The sequence below is a fragment of the Mesorhizobium sp. GbtcB19 genome, from assembly GCF_019091085.1.
GTDB lineage: Bacteria > Pseudomonadota > Alphaproteobacteria > Rhizobiales > Rhizobiaceae > Mesorhizobium.
Map to the genome: position 1 here is coordinate 125,913 of NZ_JAGXJY010000004.1, position 21,235 is coordinate 147,147.

A 21,235-nucleotide genomic window follows, 5' to 3' on the forward strand; every position below is an offset into this window, starting at 1 on the left:
CTTAATGGCCGTCGCTCAAAAGTCGGCAGCAAGCAAAATCAGTCGAAAAAGCCCGCATCCTCTTCGCTGAGATATTTCCGTGCCGCCTCGGCGTCGATGTCGAGGCCGAGCCCCGGCGCTTCCAGAAGATCCACCATACTGTCCTTCACAATCTGTTTCGGCAGACCGACCACAAGATCCTCCCACCACGGGCCGGAGGCGCTCGGATACTCGAAAGCGACGTAGTTGGCGGGCAAGGTGGCGCAGACATTGATCAGCGCGCCGAGGCCGAGCAGGCCGTTGGCGGTGCCGTGCGGCGCCATCAGGATCGAGTGCATATAGGCGTGCTCCGCGACCCATTTGAGCTCGGCGATGCCGCCGATATCGGCTGGATCCGGGCCGATGACGCGCACCGCCTGGGTCTCGATCAGCTCCTTGAAATTGTGGCGCAGGTAGATCTGCTCGCCGGTATGGATCGGCGTCGAGGTGGAGGTGGTCAGTTCCCGATAGGCCTGCGGATTGACCCAGGGCACATAGTCGCCGGTCAGCATGTCCTCCAGCCACATCAGATTGTACTTCTCCACCGCGCGGGCGAACTTGATCGCGTCAGGCAGCATCCAGCCCGGGCCGCAGTCGAGCGCCAGGCTGACCTTGTCGCCCAGCACCTCCTTCATCGCGCTCACGCAGTCGAGCATGTGATTGAAACCACGCTCGCTGATCACGCCCTGGTCCATGGCGCCGTGATAGCCGGCCTTCTTCTGCGTCACGCCGTAATGGAAGCCCTCGACAGAGTCCTTCATGTTGGAGTGAAACGAGATGCCCTGCTTGACCATGAAGAAGTTCTGCGGCTGCTCCATCATCCATTTGACGTCCGCCGCATAATCCTCCGGCCGGTCGCCCGTACGCTTGCGGCGGATTGAGCCGTTATAGACGCGCACCTTGTCGCGGACTTTGCCGCCAAGCAGCTTGTAGACCGGCACGCCCGCGGCCTTGCCGGCAATGTCCCACAGCGCATGTTCGATGGCGCTCACCGCCGCGCCATAGGGCTTGAACGAGCCGCGCTGGCGGATCTTCAGCATCACCCGCTCGACGTCGGTCGGGTCCTCGCCGATCAGCGCCTCGCGGAAATGCAGCACAAAGGGTTTCAGGTAGGTCTTTGTGTATTCGACCTCGCCGAGGCCGTGGAGCCCCTCATCGGTGACGACGCGGACGATCGGGTGCTTGCCGATGACGGCGCAGCGCAGGTCGGTGATCTTCATGGCGCAGTCCTATTTCACAGACGAGAAAGCTGTCGGCGTGAGCAGCTGGCTGCTGATATTGGCAATGATCTGCCCGTCGCGCTGAGACTCGTCGACGGCCCTGTGCCATGCCGGATCGGTGACGAAAGCCGCCCATTTCACCTCACGCTCGGCAAGCGATTCCCAGGCGAGCAGATAGGTGAGGCGATTGCTGTTTTCGCCGATCACCGTGGTGAAAAACCCGGCTTGGCGGATGCCATGCCTCTCCCAGATGGTCAGCGTTTGCTCGGAAAAGCGCTTGAGCAAAGCCGGCAGCCTTCCCGGCAGACAGTCATAGATACGCAATTCGTAGATCATGGTTTCGTCCGTTTCTTTCTTCGCCTCTCCCTTGGGAGAGGTCGACACGAATGGTCGGTCATCGGCCTTGGGAGCCTGGGGGAATGAGAGCAGAGGGCCTGGGCTAACTCCAGGTCCTGTCCCAGCTATATTCATTGTCCCAATGCTCGGTGGATTGCCATATCCCCGTGACACCGGGCTGCAGATGCTGGCCGATCACCTCGTCGACCACATCGTCTATGCCCAGCCCCGGTCTGTCGGGCACGGTGATGAAGCCGTCCTTGACGAGCGGCTTGGGAAGTCCGGTGACGATGTCGTCCCACCAGTCGACATCGGCGGAGTGGTATTCGAGCGCCATGAAGTTCTCGGTCGCGATCGCGACATGCGCCGCGGCCATCGCAGCGATCGGGCTTTCGGCCATATGGATCGCCATGGCGACGCCGTGGTCCTGCGCCATATCGCCGATCTTCTTGGTCTCTAGGATGCCCCCACTGGTGAGCAGGTCCGGGTGGATGACAGAGAGGCCGCCGCTCCTCAGCAGCGGCTCGAAGCCCTCCTTGAGGTAGATGTCCTCGCCGGTGCAGATCGGCACAGAGGTCGCCTGCTGCAATTGCCGGTACTGCTCGGTGTACTGCCAGGGGATCACGTCCTCTAGCCAGGCAGGGACGTATTTCTCGATGCGGCGCGACAGGCGGATGCCGTCCTGCAGCGAGATGTGGCCGACATGGTCGATGGCCAAGGGGATTTCGTAGCCGATCACCTCGCGGACCTCGTGGATATATTGCTCGAGCAGGTCGATCCCCTTCTCGGTGAAATGCAGGCCCGTGAACGGATGCTGCACGTTCTGCGCATCGTAGGCGAGATTGCGGGCCTTGCGTTCCTCGAGCGTGCCGCCACGGCCGCGCGGATTGGCGTGAAACCCTTCAAGCGCGCCGGCGGGCGCTGTCACGGCGCCCGGAATGTGGGCGATCTGCATCAGGCCCAGATCCATCTTGAGGAAGGTGAAGCCGCGCTCCATGCGCGCCTTGAGGCGCTTGCCGGTCTCGGTGCCGCTCGGCTTCTCCGCGTCGGTATCGCAATAGACGCGCACCCGATCACGAAACCTGCCGCCGAGCATCTGGTAGATCGGCACGCCATAGGCCTTGCCGGCAAGATCCCAGAGCGCGATCTCGACCGCCGAGACGCCGCCGCCCTGCCGGCCGTGCCCGCCGAACTGCTTGATGCGGCGGAACAGGCGGTCGATATCGCAAGGGTTCTCCCCGAGCAGCCGGCTCTTCAGCATCAGCGCAAAGGTGGCGCTGGCGCCGTCGCGCACTTCGCCAAGCCCGACGATGCCCTGGTTGGTGTAGATCTTGAGCAGCGCCGAGGTGAACGGCGCGCCAACGATCTCGGCCACCCGCATGTCGGTGATGCGCAGGTCGGACGGCTTGGAATTGGTGTTGACCCGATTGAGAGCCTCGTCGGCTCCATCCGTTTTCGGCATGGCCTGTCCTCGTTGTTTTGATGGGGCTTGTTGCCCCGTGGGCCGGCATGGAGGTTGCTAGGCCATCTCGATCTCGTGGGCCTGCAGGTAGTCGCGGTTCATCTCGACACCGAGACCCGGCTTCGACGTCAGCTTGAGGTTGCCGTTCGAAACGTCGAGCGGCTTGTCGATGAGGTGATCGTATTTGGAGAGGTCCCATTCCGAGGTTTCGAGCTTGTAGAAGTTGGGAACCGTCATCATCACCTGCGCTCCCGCGACCACGTTGATCGGGCCGGCGGCGTCATGCGGCGAGACCGGGACGTAATAGGCTTCGCAGAGGGCGGAGATCTTCTTGAGCTCGGTGATGCCGCCGGTCCAGGTGACGTCCGGCATGATGTAGTCGGCGAGCTTGTTCTCCAACACCGGCACGAAATCCCATTTCGTGTGGCCGCGCTCGCCCCAGGAGATGGCGGCGCTGACCTTGTCGCGCACCTGCTTGAGCGCGTTGAGGCTTTCGGGCGGGCATGGCTCTTCGAACCAGTCGATCTGGCCGGCCTCCTCGAGGCTCCGGCAGAGGCGGATGGCCGTGGGAACATCGAAGCGGCCATGCGCATCGATGAGGATGTCGACATCGGGCCCCGCCGTCTCGCGGATCAGCGCCGTCAGTTCGGCGGCTTCACGCTCGTCCTTGCGGGTCATGGCACCATCGAGATAACCGTCCCGCCTTTCGCGGGCCACACCGTCGACGCTGGGACCCTGGTGGGGAAACGGATCGAACTTGAGCCCGGTGTGGCCGGATTCCACGATGTCGCGAATTTCGCGGACTACTCCCTCCTTGCTGGTGAATTTGGCCTGGTTGGGATGGGTGTAAAGCGCGATCTCATCGCGCACCGGACCGCCAAGCAGCTCGTAGATCGGCTTGCCCAGGACTTTGCCGCGGATGTCCCAGAGCGCTATGTCGATGGCGCTCACGCATTCGACCGCGGCGCCGCGGCTGCCCATATAGGTGAAGCTGCGGAAGACCTTGTGCCACAGATGCTCGATGCGCGCCGGATCCTCGCCTGCCACGGCAATCCCGATCTGCCGCAGGATCGTGCACAGCGCGCGGTTGGCGAGCTTCGTCGTGGTGGTGATCTCGCCCCAGCCGCTGACCCCTTCGTCGGTCGTCACTTCGACGAACAGGTATTCTCCCCAGTAGGAAGCGTCGGACTTGATCAGCCACGGCCGGATGCTCGTGATTTTCATCTCAACTATCCTTTCTGAAATGGCCAGGCTGACGATGTTGCCGATCGGCTAACCCGCCCGGGCGGCGCTGCGCGCGCGCATGTGTTCGAGGACATGCCGGCCGGAGCCTTCGACATGGCGAGCGATGAGTTCGGCGGCCTTGTCGGCCTCTCCCGATTTTACCAGCGCGATGAGCTCGCGGTGCTCGCGGATGATCGCGGCGCGGCGGGCGAGCGTGAAATTGAAGCGGCGGCTCACGGCGCGCAGCACCTCGCGATGCTTCCACCACAGCTCGGCGGCGTGGCGGTTGTAGTGCCGCTGATACATCACCGTATGGAAAGCGGTATCCAGCTCGCTGTGCCTGAACGTGTCGGCAAAGTTGTTCTCCTCGATCAGCCCCTGGAGACGTTCGAGTTCGGCGATGTCCTCGTCGGTCGCCATGCCTACAAACCAGCGCGTCAGGGCAGGCTCGATCAGGACGCCGATCTCGTAGATATCGCGGACAAAATCCTGATCTATGGGCCGCACGCGCGCCCCGCGATTGGGAAGAAAGGTGACGAAGCCTTCTCCGCGTAGCAGCTGCAGCGCCTCGCGTACCGGATTGGTCGAGGTGCCGTGACGGCGGGCGAGATCGGCGACCACCAGCCTTTCATTGGCCGCCAGCCGTCCCTCGATGATGTCTTCCCTGATCAGTTCATAAAGCGAGGCGCCCTCGCTCGAGGCACCGAGGGCGTCGATCCCCTCGGGTGGCTCCGCTTTGAAATCGTTCGTTTCGGTCAAGGCAGTCCCCCAAGTCAATACACACACTGCCCTATATCACGCTTGGCTTCGGCAAAACAATGTACGATTTCGTGCGTTGACATACAATCTGCGATCTGAAAGCGTATAAAATGCTCGAATGGATACACAGAAGGATGTCCACGGATCGAACGAGCAAAGACCGCCCTGCCTGGTCGCAGCGCGGCACGGGAGAGAAACAAGGAGGAGACCTATGACGAGGAGTACGCTCGGCGGTGCCGTCCTGCGCGGCACTGTCTCCACTGCTTTAATGGCATCGTTGATGTCGGCGCCGGCGCTGGCAGCGCCGCCGGTCGACCTGAGCAAGTGGTCGCCGGAATATGTGCGCTCGATTGCCGGCACGCAGGATTTCGACACGGCGGGCGATTGCGGCAAAGTCACCCCGCTCGACTACAAGGGGCGACTGACTTTCTGGTATCAGGGCGTGTTCGAGGGCGACCCGGATCTCCTGCGCCAATACTACAAGGATTTCTTCGAGACCTTCCGCAAGACCTACCCGAACATCCAGCTCGAGGAACAGGCCCTCACCTATAACGACCTGCTCGACAAGTTCCGCACCGCGCTTCTCGGCAACGCCGCGCCGATGGCGGTCCGCCTGCAGATCCTGGGCGGAACCGAGTTCGCCTCAAAGGGCTATCTGCAGCCGCTCAAGCCCGAGGATGTCGGCTATTCGACCGAGGATTTTTGGCCGGGCGCCATGAAGGCCGTGACCTGGGACGGCGTGACCTACGGCATTCCGACCAACAACGAGACGATGGCCTTCATCTGGAACGCCGACATTTTCAAGCGGGCGGGCCTCGATCCGAACAAGCCCCCGGCAACCTGGGACGACGTCGTCAAATATTCCAAGCAGATCCACGACAAGCTCGGCATTGCGGGTTACGGCCTCGTCGCGCGCAAGAATGCCGGCAACACGCCCTACCGCTTCATGCCGCAGCTGTGGGCCTATGGCGGCGGCGTCTTCGACGAAACAACGGCGAATCCGACCTATAAGGACATCGAGCTCAACAGCGCGCAGAGCAAGGCGGCGCTGCAGGCCTCCTACGATATGTATGTTCGCGACAAATCGGTTCCGGTTTCGGCGCTCACCAACCAGCAGGCCGACAACCAGCCCCTGTTCCTGGCCGGCCAGCTCGGCATGATGATCTCGCACCCGTCCGACTACAACGTCATGCTCGACTTGCAGAAGAAGGCGACGGGCACCGACAAGGACAAGGCGCAGACCGTCATCGACAACATGCGCTACGGCCTGATCCCGACCGGCCCCGACGGCAAACGCGCGGTCGTCTTCGGCGGTTCGAACATTCACATCCTGAAGCCTGAATATGTAGAGGGCGGCAAGGTGGACGAGCCGGCGGCAAAGGCCATCATCTGCATGTGGACGAGCCCCGAATGGTCGCTGAAAATGGCCTATGCCGGCTCCAATCCCGGCAACCTCAACGGCTTCAAGACCAAATGGATGAAGGAGCGTCTGGACAGCATCAAGTTCCTCGATGTCACGACGTCGATGCTGCCATACGGCATCCCCTTCCCGGCCCTGCCGCAGTCGCCCGAGATCATGAACATCATCGTTCCGGACATGCTGCAGAATGCCCTGACCGGAGCGATGACCGTCGACCAGGCGGCGGACGACGCAGCCAAGAAGGTGAAAGACCTGATGGGCGGCGGCCTCTAGCCTGGGGCATGACTTGCGATCCGACCGGCTGCGCCGAGAGCGCCGCCGGTCCCTTTCTAAAGAACAAGGGCACGCCAAAGTGACGATCGTGAGCGGCAAGGCCGAGGCTCGCCGAAGATTGCAACCCGCCACGTCCGATGTGCTCCGCAAGATGTGGGAGCATCGCGCCGACTATGCCTATGTGCTTCCGGCGATTGCCGTGATGCTCATCGTCATCGCTTATCCGATCTACTACACGATCGAGTTGTCGTTCTTCAACACGCCACCCGGCCTGCAGCTCCGCGACAAGATCTTCGTCGGGTTCAACAACTACACCGCCATCCTGACCAGCGGGGTGTTCTGGCAGGTCACCTTCAACACCCTGATCTGGACAGCCGCATCCACTTTCATCTCCTTCGTGCTGGGGTTTGCCGCCGCGCTCGCGCTCCACCGCGACTTCATCGGCCGCGGCATCCTGCGCGCCATCCTGATCATTCCCTGGGTCATCAGCGCGGTCGCCGCGTCCTATATCTGGAAGTGGATCTACCATTCGGATTTCGGCATCATCGGCGCGGTCCTGGTCGAGCTCGGATGGGCCACCCGGCCGCCGAATTTCATCGACAGCGTCTCAACGGTCCTGCCCTCGCTGATCGTCGTCAACATTTGGCGCGAGTTCCCTTTCGCCATGATCATGATGACGGCCGGCCTGCAGACCGTCCCGGAGCAGTTGCTGCGCGCCGCCAAAGTCGATGGCGCCAACGCGTGGCAACGCTTCTGGCACGTCACCTTCCCGCATTTGCGCAATGTGTCGACGGTGACGATCCTGCTGCTCGCGGTCGCCAACTTCAACTCCTTCATCATCCCCTGGATCATGACCGGCGGCGGCCCGTCCAACGCGTCGCATATCTGGATCACCCACATTTATGAGCTCGCCTTCGGCCGTCAGCGCTGGGGCGTGGCATCGGCCTATTCGGTGCTTCTGTTCATCATCCTGATGACGCTTGGCTACTTCTATGTCCGCGCGCTGAGCGGCAACGAGCGGAAGGACGGCAGCGCATGAGCACGGTTTCCGAGACAATCTCGCGGGGCCAGCCCGCCCGCCGCCTGCGCATCGACGGATGGCGATGGGGCGGGCGCGCCTTCCTGGTGTTCATGCTGCTTTACACCGCGCTGCCGATGATCTGGATGCTGCTCACCTCGATCAAGTCAGGCTTCGCGGCGATGCAGTTTCCGCCGCAATGGTGGCCTGATCAGCCTACCCTTGCGAGTTACCAGAAACTGCTCGATCCGCAGAACAGTGTCGGCCAGGATTTCCTGCGCTTCTTCTGGAACAGTCTCATCGTCTCGACCGCCACGACCATCCTTTCGGTGATCGTGGCGGTGCCCGCCGCCTACGCGTTTTCGCGCTTCACCTTTCCGGGCCGCAACTTCCTGTTCTTCGCCGTCCTGCTGCGCAACATGTTCCCGGCTGTGATCTTTCTCGTGCCGCTCTTCATCCTGATGCGCGCGATCGGGCTGGTGAACACGCACGGCTCGCTGGTGCTGACCTACCTGACCTTCGGCCTGCCGCTGGCGATCTGGCTGCTCAAGGGCTTCTACGACAACATCCCGGTGCAGCTCGAGCAGGCGGCGCGCATCGACGGCGCAACGCGATTCCAGGCCTTCATCCTGATCGTGATGCCGCTCTCGGCGCCGGGAATCATCGCCACGGCGATCTATTCCTTCATCGGCGCCTGGAACGAATACATCTACGCCTACACTTTCCTATCCAAGAACGAGCAACTGACGCTGCCGGTCGGCATCCAGCGCTTTTTCTCGGAGAACACGACGGACTTTCCTGGCCTGATGGCGGCCAGCTTCATGATGAGCGTGCCCGTCGTGGTGCTGTTCCTCCTGCTGCAACGATACTTCGTACGCGCGCTCACAGAAGGCGCGGTCAAACACTAGGGAGCTGCCTGCATGGCCCATGTGGTCCTCAAAGATCTCGTCAAGACCTATGGCAGCTTCAAAGCGGTCAACGAGGTTTCGCTGACGATCAATGACGGCGAGTTCGTTGCGCTCGTCGGCCCCTCCGGCTGCGGCAAGACGACCACGCTCAATCTGGTCGCGGGCCTGACCTCTGCCACGTCGGGCGACATCTTCATCGGCGACCGGGTGGTCAACGACCTCGACCCCAAGGACCGGGACATCGCCATGGTGTTCCAGAACTACGCGCTCTATCCGCAGAAGTCGGTCTACATGAACCTCGCCTTCCCGCTGCAGATGCGCAAGTTGCCCAAGGGCGAGATCGACAGGAAGGTCAGGGAAGCAGCACGCGTGCTCGACATGACGCAGTTGCTCGAGCGCAAGCCGCGCGAGCTCTCCGGCGGGCAACAGCAACGCGTGGCGCTCGGCCGCGCCCTCGTTCGCGATCCGGCGGTGTTTTTGATGGACGAGCCGCTCTCCAATCTCGACGCAAAGCTGCGCGTGCAGATGCGGTCCGAGATCAAGCGGTTCCACCAGGACCTCAAGGCGACGATCATCTATGTGACGCACGACCAGCTCGAGGCCGTGACCATGGCGGACAGGATGGCGGTGATGAATGGCGGCTATCTGCAGCAATATGATTCACCGGCACAGGTTTTCGCCCATCCCGCCAACATGTTCGTCGCAAGCTTCGTCGGCAGCCCGGCGATGAGCCTCATTCCGCTGGAGGCATCGATGGGAAATGGCGGCGCTGTTCTCACGAGCGCCGAAGGCTGGAGCCTTGAGCTGTCGCCGCGCAACGCCCAGAAGGTCGCGCGAGCAACGACCAAGAAGGTCGTGCTCGGCGCCCGGCATTCGACGATCAAGCTGCACAAGAGCGCGGTTCCCGGCGCCATTCCGGCCAAGGCCTACACGGTGGAGCCAACCGGAGACGTCACCTTCGTGCAGGCGTTGCTCTCCGGCGCCATCGTCAACATCAGCGTATCGCCCAACATCGCCGTCACACCCGACGAGCAGATCTGGCTCGAGTTCGACCAGGAGCGGATGCACTTGTTCGATAGCGAAACCGAAATGGCCCTCGAAGCCAACTGAGATAGCGAACGCATGGGGCACCGGGCAATGACCACGAAGATGAGGATCACTGCGATCAAGCCCTATCCGGTGTGGGTCGGGACCCGTAACCAGATGCTCGTCAAGGTCGAGACCGACCAGGGCATCTCCGGCTGGGGCGAGAGCGGCTTGAGCGGTCGCGAGAGGGCCGTGGCCGGCGCGGTTGAGCACTATCGCGAATTTCTCATCGGCCGCGACGCCATGCAGATCGGCCGGATCTGGCAGGAGCTCTATCGCAGCCAGTATTTCGAAGGCGGGCGGGTTCTGCAGGCGGCGATCTCCGCCATCGACATCGCCCTCTATGACATCAAGGGCAAGGCGCTGGGCGTGCCGGTCTACGAGCTGCTCGGCGGCAAGCAGCGCGACCGCATCCCGACCTTCGCCTCGACCGGAGACGAGGCCGAGGGCGATGCCGCCATCGAACGGGCGCGCGAGTTGCGCGCACAAGGATGGCAGGCGATCCGCTTCTTCCCAGCCGGGCAAAGCAGCAGGGACATTTTTGAGCCGCGCGAGTCGATCGGCGTTACGGCGACCATGCTAAACAAAGCGCGCGAGGCGCTGGGCGACGAGGTCGTGCTCGGCATCGACTATCATCACCGGCTGTCGGTGGCCGAAGCGGCGAGCTTCTGCAACAAGCTCGGCCGCGGCGTGCTCGATTTCCTCGAGGAGCCGATCCGCGACGAGACGCCGGAGGCCTATGAGAGCCTACGTACGCTGACCGATATCCCCTTTGCCATCGGCGAGGAGTTTGCCAGCAAGTGGCAGTTCCTGCCTTACATCGAACGCGGCATCCACCAGTTCAACCGGCTCGACGTCTGCAATGTCGGCGGCCTCACCGAGGCGATGAAGGTCGCCGGCTGGAGCGAGGCGCATTATGTCGACCTGATGCCGCACAATCCGCTTGGCCCGGTCTGCACGGCCGCGACCATCCATCTTGGCGCGGCGGTGCCCAACTTCGCCTGGCTCGAAACCAGGGCGCCCGAAAGGAAGCTGGGCTTCGACAATTCCGATTTCTTCCCCGTGCAGCCAAGGCTGGACGGCACCGATTACCCGGTCGGCGATCTGCCGGGGCTCGGCGTCGAGGTCAACGAGGCGGCGATCCAGGCGCAGAGTTTTCGCTTCTGGGAAGCGCCGCATCTCCAGCGCCGCGACGGTTCCGTCACCAACTGGTAGTTCCATCTCATCCGGAGTCCGACAATGACACATACAACCGACATCACGCGGCCGCCCAAGGACCTGATCGACGCGCTGAAGGAGATCGGCGCCGCGACGGTTGCCGGCACGCTCGGCCATATGGGTTTTCGCAGCCCGCATATGGTCGGTCCGGTGGCGCAGAACCACGGCAAGTCGATCGTCGGGCCGGCGCTGACGCTGCAGTTCCTGCCGCAGCGGCCGGACCTCTTCAACGAAGGCGAATATGCCGATCCGGAAACGCAACTGCACCGGCACGTGCTCTACCACGCGCAGGAGGGCGACGTGGTCGTGGTCGACGCGCGCGGTGACATGAGGTCGGGCGTCTTCGGCGATATGATGTCGACCTATTTCAAGGGCCGAGGCGGCGCTGGCATCGTGATCGACGGATGCATGCGCGACCGGCCCAATGTCGAGAAGCTCGATCTGCCGCTATGGCTGCGCGGCTGGACGCCCAACTATCATGTCCAGACCAGCATCTATCCCAACGCCGTCAACGTTCCGATCGCCTGCGGCGGCGTCACGGTGATCCCCGGCGACATCATCGTCGCCGACGATGACGGGGCCGTGGTGGTTCCCGTCTCGATGGCGGCCAAGGTGATCGAAGAGGCGCGGAAGCATCACGACTGGGAAGAGTTCTCGAGAGAGAAGCTCATGCAGGGCGCGCCGCTGCAGCGCTACTATCCGCTGCACGACGATGCTCGCGGCGAATACGAGGAGTGGCGCAAGACCAGGCGTTAGCGCCCGAACGAAAGTCGCGATCTGATTTGTGTACTCGGAGCGGCGCGATCGCTCATCCGCTCCAAGTACCTTTTGCTTACCGAAAAAATTAGGCGTGGCGGATTTCCGTGCCTAGCACCTTCAGGCACTCCCGGATGAAGGCCGCGAGGGCCGTCCAGCCCTTGGCCGAAACCATCGTGCCGTCGACATAGGCTTCGGTCGGAGACAGGTCGATATAGGTGCCGCCGGCCAGCGTCACCTCCGGCTCGCAAGCCGCCAGCGCTCCAACCTTCTTGCCGCGTACGACGCCATCGACCGCAATCAGGATCTGCACGCCGTGGCAGATGGTGAAGATCGGCTTCTTGGTTTCGTGGAAATGGCGCACCATGGCCTGAATGCGCTTGTCGGTGCGGATGTATTCCGGCCCGCGGCCGCCGGCGCAATAGACCGCGTCGTACTGGTCGATCTGCTTTTCAGCGTCGGCGAACGTCTTGTTGATCAGGGCATAGTGACCGAGCTTCTCGGTATAGGTCTGGTCGCCCTCGAAATCGTGCAGCGAGGTCTTGATCACGTCACCGGCATTCTTGTCGGGGCAAACGACGTGCACGGTGTGACCGACGGCCTCCATCGCCTGCTGATAGACAAAGATTTCGTATTCCTCGGTGAACTCACCGGTCAGCATCAGTATCTTCTTGGCTGGCATGACTTGTCCTTTCGATTTTGGAGGTGCCAGGGCGCTGCCGCGCCCTGCTGTCGGAACTCGGTTTGCCGATTGGCGCGCAGCGCCGCAGGACCAACCGGAATGCCGGCTGCGGGCGCAACGGCGCTGTCTGCGTCAATACGGGCGGCAATGGACATGGGAGCGACTACTCGAAGGCGGGCAGGAGCCGGTCCCGCGAATTCTCGATGTGCACTTTCATCGCCTTCCTGGCGGCATGCGCGTCGCCGGCCGCGAAGGCAGCGAGAATCGCTTCGTGCTCATCGAGCGCCTCTTCGGTGACGCGCGAGTGGTACATCAGGCGGAAGATGTGGAAGTGCGTATGCTGGTGGTTCAGCGTCTCGCGGATGAGTTCGTTCTGCGCGAACTCCATGATCTTATCGTGGAAGATCGCGTCCTGCCGCGCGAAATTGGAATAGCGCAGGCGTTCGTCCTTCCCCACCCGCCGGGCCATGACGCCTGCCGCTTCCTGCAAGACCGCGAGGCGCTCTTCATCCAGTGCCGCCGTAGCCTTGGCGGCGGCGGCGGGCTCCAACAGAAGGCGAAGTTCATAAAGTTCATCGAACCGGCGCCGCGTGATTTGCGGAGCCGCGCGATAACCGATCAAATGGGTCTTTACGACCAGGCCCTCGCCTTCCAACCGCCCGAGCGCTTCGCGGATCGGCGTATGTGAAACGTCGAATTCTCTGACCAGATTGTCGACGGTGATGCGCGATCCTGGCGGGATCTTCAGCGACATCAGCTGCGCGAAGATTGCTTCGTAAACATCGCCCGCCAGGCTGTTGGCCCGCTGGATGCGGCCGCTCGCGGGGCCTTCTTTGTCAGCCGTCAGATCCACGTTTTGCATTGCATTGCCTCTTGACAGGAGCAAGCCCTAACACGATGCTCCGGCCAATTCAATACTATATCCTATACGATTTTATAGAGGATAGTCTCAGTCCATGACCCTGTTTGCAGCCGCGCGCCTGCCGCGCGAAATTCTCTTCGGCAAAGGTCAGCGCCATGCGCTGCCTGCCATTGCCGGCCGACATGGCCGGCGTGCATTCATCTGCACCGACGAACGGCTCGCCGGCACGTCCGAGTTCATCGAGATGCTTGATGGTTTGAAGGCTGCCCGGATCGACACGCTCGTCTACGACCGCACCTTGCCGGATGTGCCGCGCGACAGCGTCGGCGCCTGTATCGCACAGGCGAAGGGGTTCAGGCCGGACTTGGTGATCGGGGTCGGCGGCGGCAGCTGCCTCGACATGGCGAAATGCGCCGGGCTGCTCATCAGCCATGGCGGCCAGCTCCAGGACTATTATGGTGAGTTCAAGGTGCCGGGCCCCACCCTTCCCCTCATTGCCGTGCCGACGACGGCCGGGACCGGCTCAGAAGTCACTCCAGTCGCGGTCATCTCCGACCCGGAGCGGACGCTCAAGGTCGGCATCTCCAGCCCGCATCTCATTGCCGCGGTCGCGCTGTGCGATCCGGACCTGACGATGAGCTGCCCACCATCCCTCACCGCCATCGCCGGCGCCGACGCGCTGACGCATGCGATCGAGGCGTTCACCGCCGCAAGACGCGGTGCCGATGCCGATCTGCCGCAACGCCACGTCTTCGTCGGCAAGAGCGCGCTGACCGATCATTTCGCCCTCTTGGCGATCAGGCTCCTGGGCCGCAGCCTCGAAGCCGCCTATCGCGACGGGTCGAACGAGAGCGCGCGCGCCGATGTCATGATGGGGGCGTTGGCCGCCGGCTGCGCCTTCGGCACGGCGGGAACGGCGGCCGCGCATGCCGTGCAGTATCCGGTCGGCGCGCTCACCCACACGCCGCATGGGCTGGGTGTCGCGACGATGCTCCCCTACGTGATGCGCTACAACCTGCCGGCGGCAACCCCGGAGATCGCGGAGATCGGCATTGCGCTTAGCCTGTCACGCCAGGACCGCGATGCCGATCAGCTGGCCGATGCCACGATCACGGAAGTCGCGCGGCTGTTCAACGCCATCGGCATCACCCGGACGCTGGCGGACCTCGGTCTCCCCGAGGACAGGATCGACTGGACCGCGGAGCAGGCGCTCGGCATCGACCGGCTGATCAAGAACAATCCCCGTCGCTTCGATCTCCCCGCGATGCAGCGCCTGGTCAGCGCTGCTTATAGCGGCGACATGTCGGCCGCGGCGATGTGAGGGAAGGAGCCGATTCCAATGAACATTTCGATAGACCTATTCGACCAGGACGCCGACATGTCTGAATATGCCGCGTTTTCGCACGGACTCTATATCGGCGGCAAATGGCGCCCCGCATCCGACGGCCGCGTCATCGAAGTGGTCGACCCGTCGACCGAGGCGGTGATCGCCGCGGTTCCGGACGCAACGCTTGCCGACGCCGCGGCGGCGGTCGAGGCGGCGGCGGAGGCCGCTGCCCGCTGGCGCGAGACCCCGCCGCGCAAGCGGTCGGAGATCCTGAGGCGCTGCTTCGAGCTGATGACCGAACGCGCCGAGACCTTGGCCGCATTGATCTCCCTGGAGAACGGCAAGGCCCTGCGCGACGCGCGCGGCGAAGTCGCCTACGCGGCCGAGTTCTTCCGTTGGAACGCCGAGGAAGCGGTTCGCATCAGCGGCGAGTTCGGCCTTGCCCCGTCGGGCGCGAACCGGATCGTGGTCGACTACCAGCCCATCGGCATTTGCGTGCTGATAACGCCGTGGAATTTCCCGGCGGCGATGGCCACGCGCAAGATCGCGCCGGCGCTTGCCGCCGGCTGCACCGTCATCCTGAAGCCGGCCAGCGAGACGCCGCTGACCGCCTATGCGCTTGCCGCCCTCTATGAGGAAGCCGGCGTGCCGCCTGGCGTCGTCAACGTCATCACCACCTCGAATCCGGGGCCGGTGACGGCGGCCATGCTGGCCGACGCGCGGGTGCGCAAGCTGTCCTTCACCGGCTCGACCGGCATCGGCCGCGTGCTTCTTGCCGAGGCGGCGAAACACGTCATGTCCTGCTCGATGGAACTTGGCGGCAATGCGCCGTTCATCGTGCTCGACGACGCCGATCTCGAGGCGGCGCTCGACGGCGCGATGATCGCCAAGATGCGCAATGCCGGCGAAGCCTGCACGGCCGCCAACAGGCTTTATGTGCAGGCAGGCATCCACGATGCCTTCGCGGAAGGCCTGCGCAAACGCATGGCGGCGCTTGCCATCGGCCCGGGCACGGACTCCGAGACCGAATGCGGGCCTATGATCACCAGGAAGGCGGTGGACAAGATCGACCGGCTCGTACGGGACGCGGTAGCGCGCGGCGCGAAGGTTCTGTGCGGCGGCGCGATCGCTGAGGGACGAGGATTTTTTTATCCGCCCACGGTGCTGACCGGCGTGCCGGCCGATGCCGCCATGGCTCACGAGGAGATATTCGGTCCCGTGGCGCCGATCAGCCGCTTCGAGGATGAGGCGGAGGTCATCGCAAAGGCCAACGACACCGAGTATGGCCTTGCCGCCTATATCTACACGCGCGATCTTGCCAAAGGCATGCGCATGGCATCCAAGATCGAGTCCGGCATGATCGCGCTCAACCGCGGCTTGATGTCCGACCCTGCCGCGCCCTTCGGCGGGGTCAAGCAGAGCGGGCTTGGGCGCGAGGGCGGCCAGAAGCACGGCATAGCCGAGTTCATGGAGGCGAAATACATCGCCGTGACGATCTGATGAGACAGATGGCGAAAGATCCATTCCGCACGCGCGATCACGTCCCCGAATTCGACGACATCGTAGCCGAGATCCGCCGCAGAAGCGGCGAGGCCCGGGCGAAAATCCCCATGGTCGCCGACGTGGCTTATGGAGCCGGCCATGCTGAAACCCTGGACCTCTTTTTCCCGGAAGGCAGGCGCGATCGGCTGCCGGTGCATATCTTCATCCATGGCGGCTACTGGCGCATGTTCTCCAAGGCGGATTATTCCTATGTCGCCGAGACTGTGACCAAGGCGGGAGCGATCGCGGTCGTCCTCGGCTACGCGCTGATGCCGGCGGTGAGGATGGCCACGATCGTCGACCAGATACGTCGCGCCAGGCGGTGGGTGGGTGAACATATCGCAACGCACGGCGGCGACCCCGGCAAGTTGACCGTCAGCGGCCATTCGGCCGGCGCGCACCTCGCGACGATGCTCTTCGACGACGACAGCCGGCCATCGGGTATCAAAGGCGCGCTCCTGCTCGGCGGCATCTACGATTTAAGGCCGTTGCAAGGTTCGTTTCTCGCTCCTGAGATCGCCATCACCGATGAGGAGGTTGAGCGGTTCTCTCCGATCAACCATGATTTCGATCCGTCCGTGCGCGTCGAGCTTGCTGTCGGGGCCAACGAAACGCCGCCTTTCCATCGGCAGGCCGCGGCCTTCGCCGAGAGGCTGCAAACGCAGGGGCTGGTCGTCTCCCGCACCAATCTTGCGGCGGCCAACCACATGAGCAGTGTTCGCGACCTTGGCTTGGCCGGCACCCAGGCCGGGCTGTTGATGGCCAGCCTGCTGGGCTAGCCAAAGTCGAGGTTCATTGAATTCGCGCTGGCGGCGTCCTATACGTCGCCAATGGAAACCCTAGCCATCGCCCAGAAAAACATAACGCCGCTGTCCGTCCGCGGGCCTCATGCCGGACGTGCGGCGCCATTCCTGCCGATGAGCCGCGCCGAGATGACGGCGCTCGGTTGGGACGAATGCGACATCGTGCTGGTCACGGGCGACGCCTATGTCGATCATCCGAGCTTCGGCATGGCGATCATCGGCCGCCTGCTCGAATCCCAGGGTTTTCGGGTCGGCATCATCTCGCAGCCCGACTGGCAGTCGGCGGAGCCGTTCAAGGCGCTGGGCAGGCCGAGACTGTTCTTCGGCATCACCGGCGGTAACCTCGATTCCATGGTCAACCGCTACACCTCGGACCGCAAGCTGCGCCATGACGACGCCTATACGGCGGGCGGCGAAGGCGGCAAGCGGCCGGACCGCTGCACGATCGTCTACACGCAGCGCTGCCGCGAGGCCTACAAGGACGTGCCGGTGGTGCTGGGCGGCATCGAAGCCTCGCTGCGCCGCATTGCCCACTACGACTACTGGTCCGACAAGGTGCGCCGCTCGATCCTGGCCGACGCCAAGGCCGACCTGTTGATCTACGGCAATGCCGAGCGCGCTGTCATCGAGGTGGCGAACCGGCTCGCCGCCGGCGACACGCCGCGCGAGCTCGATACCATCAGGGGCGTCGCCCTGTTCCGCCGCGTGCCCGAGCATTTTACCGAACTCCATGCCGACGATCTCGATTCCGCCGACGAGGGCGCCAGCCGCAAGCCCGGCGACACGGTGATCCGGCTGCCGTCCTTCGAGCAGGTCGAAGGCGATCGCGACGCCTATGCCCGCGCCTCGCGCGTGCTGCACCGCGAGGCCAATCCCGGCAATGCCCGCCCGCTGGTGCAGCGCCATGGCGACCGCGACCTGTGGCTCAACCCGCCGCCGATCCCGCTCACCTCCGACGAGATGGACGCCGTCTACGACCTGCCCTACGCGCGCGCCCCGCACCCGTCCTATGGCGATGCCAAGATCCCGGCCTGGGACATGATCAAGTTCTCGGTGACGGTGATGCGCGGCTGCTTCGGCGGCTGCACCTTCTGCTCGATCACCGAGCACGAGGGCCGCATCATCCAGAACCGCTCCGAAGGCTCGATCCTGCGCGAGATCGAGAAGATCCGCGACAAGACGCCGGGCTTCACCGGCGTGATCTCCGATATCGGCGGTCCGACCGCCAACATGTACCGGATGGCCTGCAAGGATCCCAAGATCGAGGCGGCCTGCCGGCTGCCGTCCTGCGTGTTCCCCGACATCTGCCCCAACCTCAACACCTCGCATGACGATCTGATCCGGCTCTACCGCAAGGTGCGCGAGGTCAAGGGCGTCAAGAAGGTGATGGTCGCCTCCGGCGTGCGTTACGACCTCGCCGTCAAGAGCCCCGAATATGTCAAGGAACTGGTGACCCACCACGTCGGCGGCTACCTCAAGATCGCGCCCGAGCACACCGAGCGCGGGCCGCTCGACAAGATGATGAAGCCCGGCATCGGCACCTATGACCGCTTCAAGGAGATGTTCGACGCAGCCGCCAAGGAAGCCGGCAAGAAATACTATCTCATTCCGTATTTTATCGCCGCCCATCCCGGCACGACCGACGAGGACATGCTGCATTTGGCGCTCTGGCTGAAGAAGAACCGCTACCGCGCCGACCAGGTGCAGACCTTCCTGCCTTCGCCCATGGCGACGGCGACGGCCATGTACCATACCGGCGTCAACACGCTGAAGGGCGTGCGGCGCGGCGCGACCGACAAGGTTGAGACCGTTCGCGGTGGACGGCAGCGCCGGCTGCACAAGGCCTTCCTGCGCTACCACGATCCCGACAATTGGCCGCTGCTGCGCGACGCCTTGAAGGAGATGGGCCGCGCCGACCTTATCGGTCCTCGCCCCGACCAGCTCGTGCCTGCCCACCAACCGCCCGGCACCGGCAAGGCCGCCGCGACCAAGCGCCCAATGCGCCCCATCGGCAGAGGGCAGAGATTCACCACCAAGGGCGTGCCCTTTCCAAAGAAGTGAGTCGCCGGACGGCTTACTCCGCTCTGTCTTTTGTCAGCCCACTTGGTGGAGGCGAAGCCTCTCGCTGCATCACGGCCGCGAAAAAACCGTCGGTGTCGTGGCGTGCGGGCGTCAGCGACAGATAGTCGGCATGGGCTGAGTTCGTCAGCTGCGGCGCGGCCTCGCGCAGCGGCACGGCGCGAAAGGCGGGATGCGCCGCAAGGAACGCGGCCACCTGGTCTTCATTCTCCTCGGGCATTAGGGAGCATGTCGCGTAGACCAGCCGTCCGCCGGGCTTCACCAGACGCGCGGCGCTCGCAAGTATCCGGGCCTGCAACGACACGAGATTGTCCAGACCCTGTTCCTCCTGCGCGCGCCACCGCGCATCGGGATTGCGGCGCCATGTGCCGGTGCCGCTGCATGGCGCATCGACCAGCACGCGATCGAAACCACCCTTGTGGCGCTTGATCCACCGATCCGTTTCGCTGGCCAGGAGCCGCGTTTCGATATTGTGCAGACCAGCCTGCCGGAAGCGCTCGGCGCCGCGCTTCAAGCGGCCTTCCATGACGTCGCAGGCGACGACGTGGCCCCTGTTGTTCATCTGCGCCGCGATGGCCAGCGTCTTGCCGCCGGCGCCGGCGCAGAAATCCACCACGCGCTCGCCCGGCCGGGCATCGACCAGCATGGCGACAAGCTGCGAGCCCTCGTCCTGGATCTCGACCTCGCCATTCTTCAGCATCGGCAGGCTGGCCAGCGAAGGGCGTTCATGCACACGAATGCCGTAAGGCGCCATGGCCGACGGCTGCGCCCGCAAGCCAAGATCCTTCAGCGCGCCAAGCATGGCCTCGCGCGTCGACTTGATCGGATTGACGCGCAGGTCGAGCGGCGCCGGCGTCAAAAGCGCGGCCATCTCGTTGCCGAACGCTTCCTTGAAACGGCGGCGCAGCGCATCGGCCGCCCAGGACGGGCATTCAAGCCTCACCTCGTCCGGCATGCCGGGATGGTCGAGCGTGCATCCCTGCAATTTGACCAGCAGCGCGTGCTCATGATCCGTCAGGACCGCAGGCGCGAATTTCGCGCCGTTGAACAGGCGCTCGATCTGGTCGGGCGTCTTGCCTTCCTTCAGCGTAAGCCATGCGAGCAGCCGGTTGCGGGGCCTGTCCTCGCGCCCATGCCTGGTCAGCCACCAGCCAAGCCGCGCATGGTGCCGCAGAAGCGCATAGAGCAATTCCAGGATCTGGCCACGGTCCCTGTCGCCGACGTAACGACGGGCGCGAAACCAGGCCGAGACGACAGCATCCGCGGGACGCGCGACGCTGTCGACTTCATGCATAAGTTCGATTGTGGCTTGCAGGCGGGCGGCAGGGGTCACGGAACGGCGATCAGGCTCGAAAAAACGCCTCTATAGTCGACAGAACCGCTCCTGACCATTGTTCGCGCGCCGTTACCCCTTCCGTTCCTGCAGGATGTTGCCGCCATCCACCACTAGGACGGCGCCGTTGATATAGCTGGCACAGCTTCAGCGCTGGGATCAGACATTAGGCTGCGCCGGTTGGTGGTCAAAAGAAAATCGCGGAGCAGGTGACACAACGCGCTGGTGTCGGCTACTTTCAGTAGGTGAACCTCGCACTTCGTCGCATCGTCCTCATCGTCGCGCTGCTCAACCTCGCCTATTTCGGGATCGAGTTTGCTGTGGCGCTCGCCATCGGCTCAGTGTCGCTGTTCGCCGACAGCATCGATTTTCTGGAAGATGCTTCTGTGAATCTTCTTATCCTGTTCGCACTTGGCTGGTCCGTGCGCTCCCGCGCCCGGGTTGGAATGGCATTGGCGCTCATCCTTCTCGTACCGGGCCTGGCTACGCTGTGGACGGCGTGGGAGAAGTTCAACCAGCCCATACCGCCGCAGCCGATCGCCTTGAGTTTGGCGGGGCTTGGCGCTCTCGCCGTCAATCTGTCCTGCGCCTACATGCTTGCTGCCTACCGTCATCACAGCGGCAGCCTCACAAAGGCTGCCTTCCTCTCCGCCCGCAACGATGCCATTGCCAACATCGCCATTGTCGTCGCCGGGGCGGTGACGGCCTTCTTGTGGCAATCGGCATGGCCAGATTTGATCGTGGGGCTGGGCATCGCCGCGATGAACGCTGATGCGGCACGCGAGGTGTGGATAGCGGCGCGGGAAGAACACCGAGCCGAGGCTTAGTTCGTCAGACCTCGACCGATATGTCCGGCCGAATACCGCAGCCGATGCAGGCGACGCCGCTGACTTCATCATCGGCGTCGTC

At 63.5% G+C, this 21,235-nt stretch carries 19 protein-coding genes; 11 read left to right on the plus strand and 8 right to left on the minus strand.

What is annotated here, in order from left to right; translation table 11 throughout:
- Positions 1–38 precede the first annotated feature (38 nt).
- From KVT37_RS09605 to KVT37_RS09625, 5 genes are all read right to left on the minus strand, one after another.
- Positions 39–1,238: a mandelate racemase/muconate lactonizing enzyme family protein gene (locus tag KVT37_RS09605; protein WP_217572090.1), complete on the minus strand. Its 1,200-nt coding sequence runs from the start codon at positions 1,236–1,238 to the stop codon at positions 39–41.
- Positions 1,239–1,247: 9 nt separating this feature from the next.
- Positions 1,248–1,574 carry an NIPSNAP family protein gene (locus tag KVT37_RS09610; protein ID WP_217572092.1) on the minus strand — a complete coding sequence of 109 codons (327 nt, stop codon included), beginning with the start codon at positions 1,572–1,574 and terminating at the stop codon, positions 1,248–1,250.
- Positions 1,575–1,677: 103 nt separating this feature from the next.
- The gene (locus KVT37_RS09615) at positions 1,678–3,036 is read right to left on the minus strand and encodes a mandelate racemase/muconate lactonizing enzyme family protein (RefSeq protein WP_217572094.1); all 1,359 of its coding nucleotides are present in this window, start codon (positions 3,034–3,036) and stop codon (positions 1,678–1,680) included.
- A 57-nt stretch (positions 3,037–3,093) separates the two neighbouring features.
- Positions 3,094–4,260, minus strand: a complete 1,167-nt coding sequence (locus KVT37_RS09620) for a mandelate racemase/muconate lactonizing enzyme family protein (protein ID WP_217572096.1) — start codon at positions 4,258–4,260, stop codon at positions 3,094–3,096.
- 48 nt (positions 4,261–4,308) lie between these two features.
- On the minus strand, positions 4,309–5,019 hold the full coding sequence (locus KVT37_RS09625) for a GntR family transcriptional regulator (protein ID WP_217572098.1): 711 nt from the start codon (positions 5,017–5,019) through the stop codon (positions 4,309–4,311).
- 211 nt (positions 5,020–5,230) lie between these two features.
- Between KVT37_RS09625 and KVT37_RS09630 the strand changes: the two genes are divergently transcribed.
- The 6 genes from KVT37_RS09630 (at position 5,231) to KVT37_RS09655 (ending at position 11,698) form a co-directional block, all read left to right on the plus strand.
- Positions 5,231–6,712, plus strand: a complete 1,482-nt coding sequence (locus tag KVT37_RS09630) for a sugar ABC transporter substrate-binding protein (protein WP_217572100.1) — start codon at positions 5,231–5,233, stop codon at positions 6,710–6,712.
- 79 nt (positions 6,713–6,791) lie between these two features.
- Entirely contained in the window at positions 6,792–7,751 is a 960-nt protein-coding gene (locus tag KVT37_RS09635; RefSeq protein ID WP_217572102.1) for a carbohydrate ABC transporter permease, read from the plus strand.
- Complete coding sequence (locus KVT37_RS09640) at positions 7,748–8,638, plus strand: carbohydrate ABC transporter permease (RefSeq protein ID WP_217572104.1); 891 nt, start codon at positions 7,748–7,750, stop codon at positions 8,636–8,638. The genes KVT37_RS09635 and KVT37_RS09640 overlap by 4 nt, the downstream gene beginning before the upstream one ends.
- A 12-nt stretch (positions 8,639–8,650) precedes the next feature.
- Positions 8,651–9,748 carry an ABC transporter ATP-binding protein gene (locus KVT37_RS09645; protein WP_217572106.1) on the plus strand — a complete coding sequence of 366 codons (1,098 nt, stop codon included), beginning with the start codon at positions 8,651–8,653 and terminating at the stop codon, positions 9,746–9,748.
- Between the two features lie 27 nt (positions 9,749–9,775).
- Positions 9,776–10,939: a mandelate racemase/muconate lactonizing enzyme family protein gene (locus KVT37_RS09650; protein ID WP_217572108.1), complete on the plus strand. Its 1,164-nt coding sequence runs from the start codon at positions 9,776–9,778 to the stop codon at positions 10,937–10,939.
- Positions 10,940–10,963: 24 nt separating this feature from the next.
- Positions 10,964–11,698 (plus strand): ribonuclease activity regulator RraA, encoded by a 735-nt coding sequence (locus tag KVT37_RS09655; RefSeq protein ID WP_217572110.1) that lies wholly within the window; start codon positions 10,964–10,966, stop codon positions 11,696–11,698.
- 88 nt (positions 11,699–11,786) lie between these two features.
- Here KVT37_RS09655 and KVT37_RS09660 read toward each other — a convergent pair whose 3' ends face one another.
- Together KVT37_RS09660 and KVT37_RS09665 are read right to left on the minus strand one after the other, a co-directional pair.
- Positions 11,787–12,380 (minus strand): DJ-1/PfpI family protein, encoded by a 594-nt coding sequence (locus tag KVT37_RS09660; protein ID WP_217572112.1) that lies wholly within the window; start codon positions 12,378–12,380, stop codon positions 11,787–11,789.
- 163 nt (positions 12,381–12,543) lie between these two features.
- Positions 12,544–13,242, minus strand: a complete 699-nt coding sequence (locus KVT37_RS09665) for a GntR family transcriptional regulator (RefSeq protein WP_217572114.1) — start codon at positions 13,240–13,242, stop codon at positions 12,544–12,546.
- A 94-nt stretch (positions 13,243–13,336) separates the two neighbouring features.
- Here KVT37_RS09665 and KVT37_RS09670 point away from each other — a divergent pair, with 94 nt between their 5' ends.
- From KVT37_RS09670 to KVT37_RS09685, 4 genes are all read left to right on the plus strand, one after another.
- Positions 13,337–14,563: an iron-containing alcohol dehydrogenase gene (locus KVT37_RS09670; protein WP_217572116.1), complete on the plus strand. Its 1,227-nt coding sequence runs from the start codon at positions 13,337–13,339 to the stop codon at positions 14,561–14,563.
- A gap of 18 nt (positions 14,564–14,581) precedes the next feature.
- Positions 14,582–16,069: an NAD-dependent succinate-semialdehyde dehydrogenase gene (locus tag KVT37_RS09675; RefSeq protein ID WP_217572118.1), complete on the plus strand. Its 1,488-nt coding sequence runs from the start codon at positions 14,582–14,584 to the stop codon at positions 16,067–16,069.
- A 110-nt stretch (positions 16,070–16,179) separates the two neighbouring features.
- Positions 16,180–16,890 carry an alpha/beta hydrolase gene (locus KVT37_RS09680; protein WP_306796759.1) on the plus strand — a complete coding sequence of 237 codons (711 nt, stop codon included), beginning with the start codon at positions 16,180–16,182 and terminating at the stop codon, positions 16,888–16,890.
- A 51-nt stretch (positions 16,891–16,941) separates the two neighbouring features.
- Positions 16,942–18,975 carry a YgiQ family radical SAM protein gene (locus KVT37_RS09685; protein ID WP_217572123.1) on the plus strand — a complete coding sequence of 678 codons (2,034 nt, stop codon included), beginning with the start codon at positions 16,942–16,944 and terminating at the stop codon, positions 18,973–18,975.
- A gap of 13 nt (positions 18,976–18,988) precedes the next feature.
- On the opposite strand, the gene KVT37_RS09690 is transcribed toward KVT37_RS09685, so the two are convergent.
- Positions 18,989–20,287, minus strand: a complete 1,299-nt coding sequence (locus KVT37_RS09690) for an RsmB/NOP family class I SAM-dependent RNA methyltransferase (protein WP_217572125.1) — start codon at positions 20,285–20,287, stop codon at positions 18,989–18,991.
- Between the two features lie 284 nt (positions 20,288–20,571).
- On the opposite strand from KVT37_RS09690, the gene KVT37_RS09695 reads away from it, so the two are divergent.
- Positions 20,572–21,153: a cation transporter gene (locus KVT37_RS09695; protein WP_217572127.1), complete on the plus strand. Its 582-nt coding sequence runs from the start codon at positions 20,572–20,574 to the stop codon at positions 21,151–21,153.
- Positions 21,154–21,235: the final 82 nt, after the last annotated feature.

Coding starts and splice junctions, on each gene's coding strand:
- KVT37_RS09605 (WP_217572090.1), bottom strand. CDS start 1,238: ATGAAGATCACCGACCTGCGCTGCGCCGTCATCGGCAAGCACCCGATC.
- KVT37_RS09610 (WP_217572092.1), bottom strand. CDS start 1,574: ATGATCTACGAATTGCGTATCTATGACTGTCTGCCGGGAAGGCTGCCG.
- KVT37_RS09615 (WP_217572094.1), bottom strand. CDS start 3,036: ATGCCGAAAACGGATGGAGCCGACGAGGCTCTCAATCGGGTCAACACC.
- KVT37_RS09620 (WP_217572096.1), bottom strand. CDS start 4,260: ATGAAAATCACGAGCATCCGGCCGTGGCTGATCAAGTCCGACGCTTCC.
- KVT37_RS09630 (WP_217572100.1), top strand. CDS start 5,231: ATGACGAGGAGTACGCTCGGCGGTGCCGTCCTGCGCGGCACTGTCTCC.
- KVT37_RS09640 (WP_217572104.1), top strand. CDS start 7,748: ATGAGCACGGTTTCCGAGACAATCTCGCGGGGCCAGCCCGCCCGCCGC.
- KVT37_RS09645 (WP_217572106.1), top strand. CDS start 8,651: ATGGCCCATGTGGTCCTCAAAGATCTCGTCAAGACCTATGGCAGCTTC.
- KVT37_RS09650 (WP_217572108.1), top strand. CDS start 9,776: ATGACCACGAAGATGAGGATCACTGCGATCAAGCCCTATCCGGTGTGG.
- KVT37_RS09655 (WP_217572110.1), top strand. CDS start 10,964: ATGACACATACAACCGACATCACGCGGCCGCCCAAGGACCTGATCGAC.
- KVT37_RS09660 (WP_217572112.1), bottom strand. CDS start 12,380: ATGCCAGCCAAGAAGATACTGATGCTGACCGGTGAGTTCACCGAGGAA.
- KVT37_RS09665 (WP_217572114.1), bottom strand. CDS start 13,242: ATGCAAAACGTGGATCTGACGGCTGACAAAGAAGGCCCCGCGAGCGGC.
- KVT37_RS09670 (WP_217572116.1), top strand. CDS start 13,337: ATGACCCTGTTTGCAGCCGCGCGCCTGCCGCGCGAAATTCTCTTCGGC.
- KVT37_RS09675 (WP_217572118.1), top strand. CDS start 14,582: ATGAACATTTCGATAGACCTATTCGACCAGGACGCCGACATGTCTGAA.
- KVT37_RS09680 (WP_306796759.1), top strand. CDS start 16,180: ATGGTCGCCGACGTGGCTTATGGAGCCGGCCATGCTGAAACCCTGGAC.
- KVT37_RS09685 (WP_217572123.1), top strand. CDS start 16,942: ATGGAAACCCTAGCCATCGCCCAGAAAAACATAACGCCGCTGTCCGTC.
- KVT37_RS09690 (WP_217572125.1), bottom strand. CDS start 20,287: ATGCATGAAGTCGACAGCGTCGCGCGTCCCGCGGATGCTGTCGTCTCG.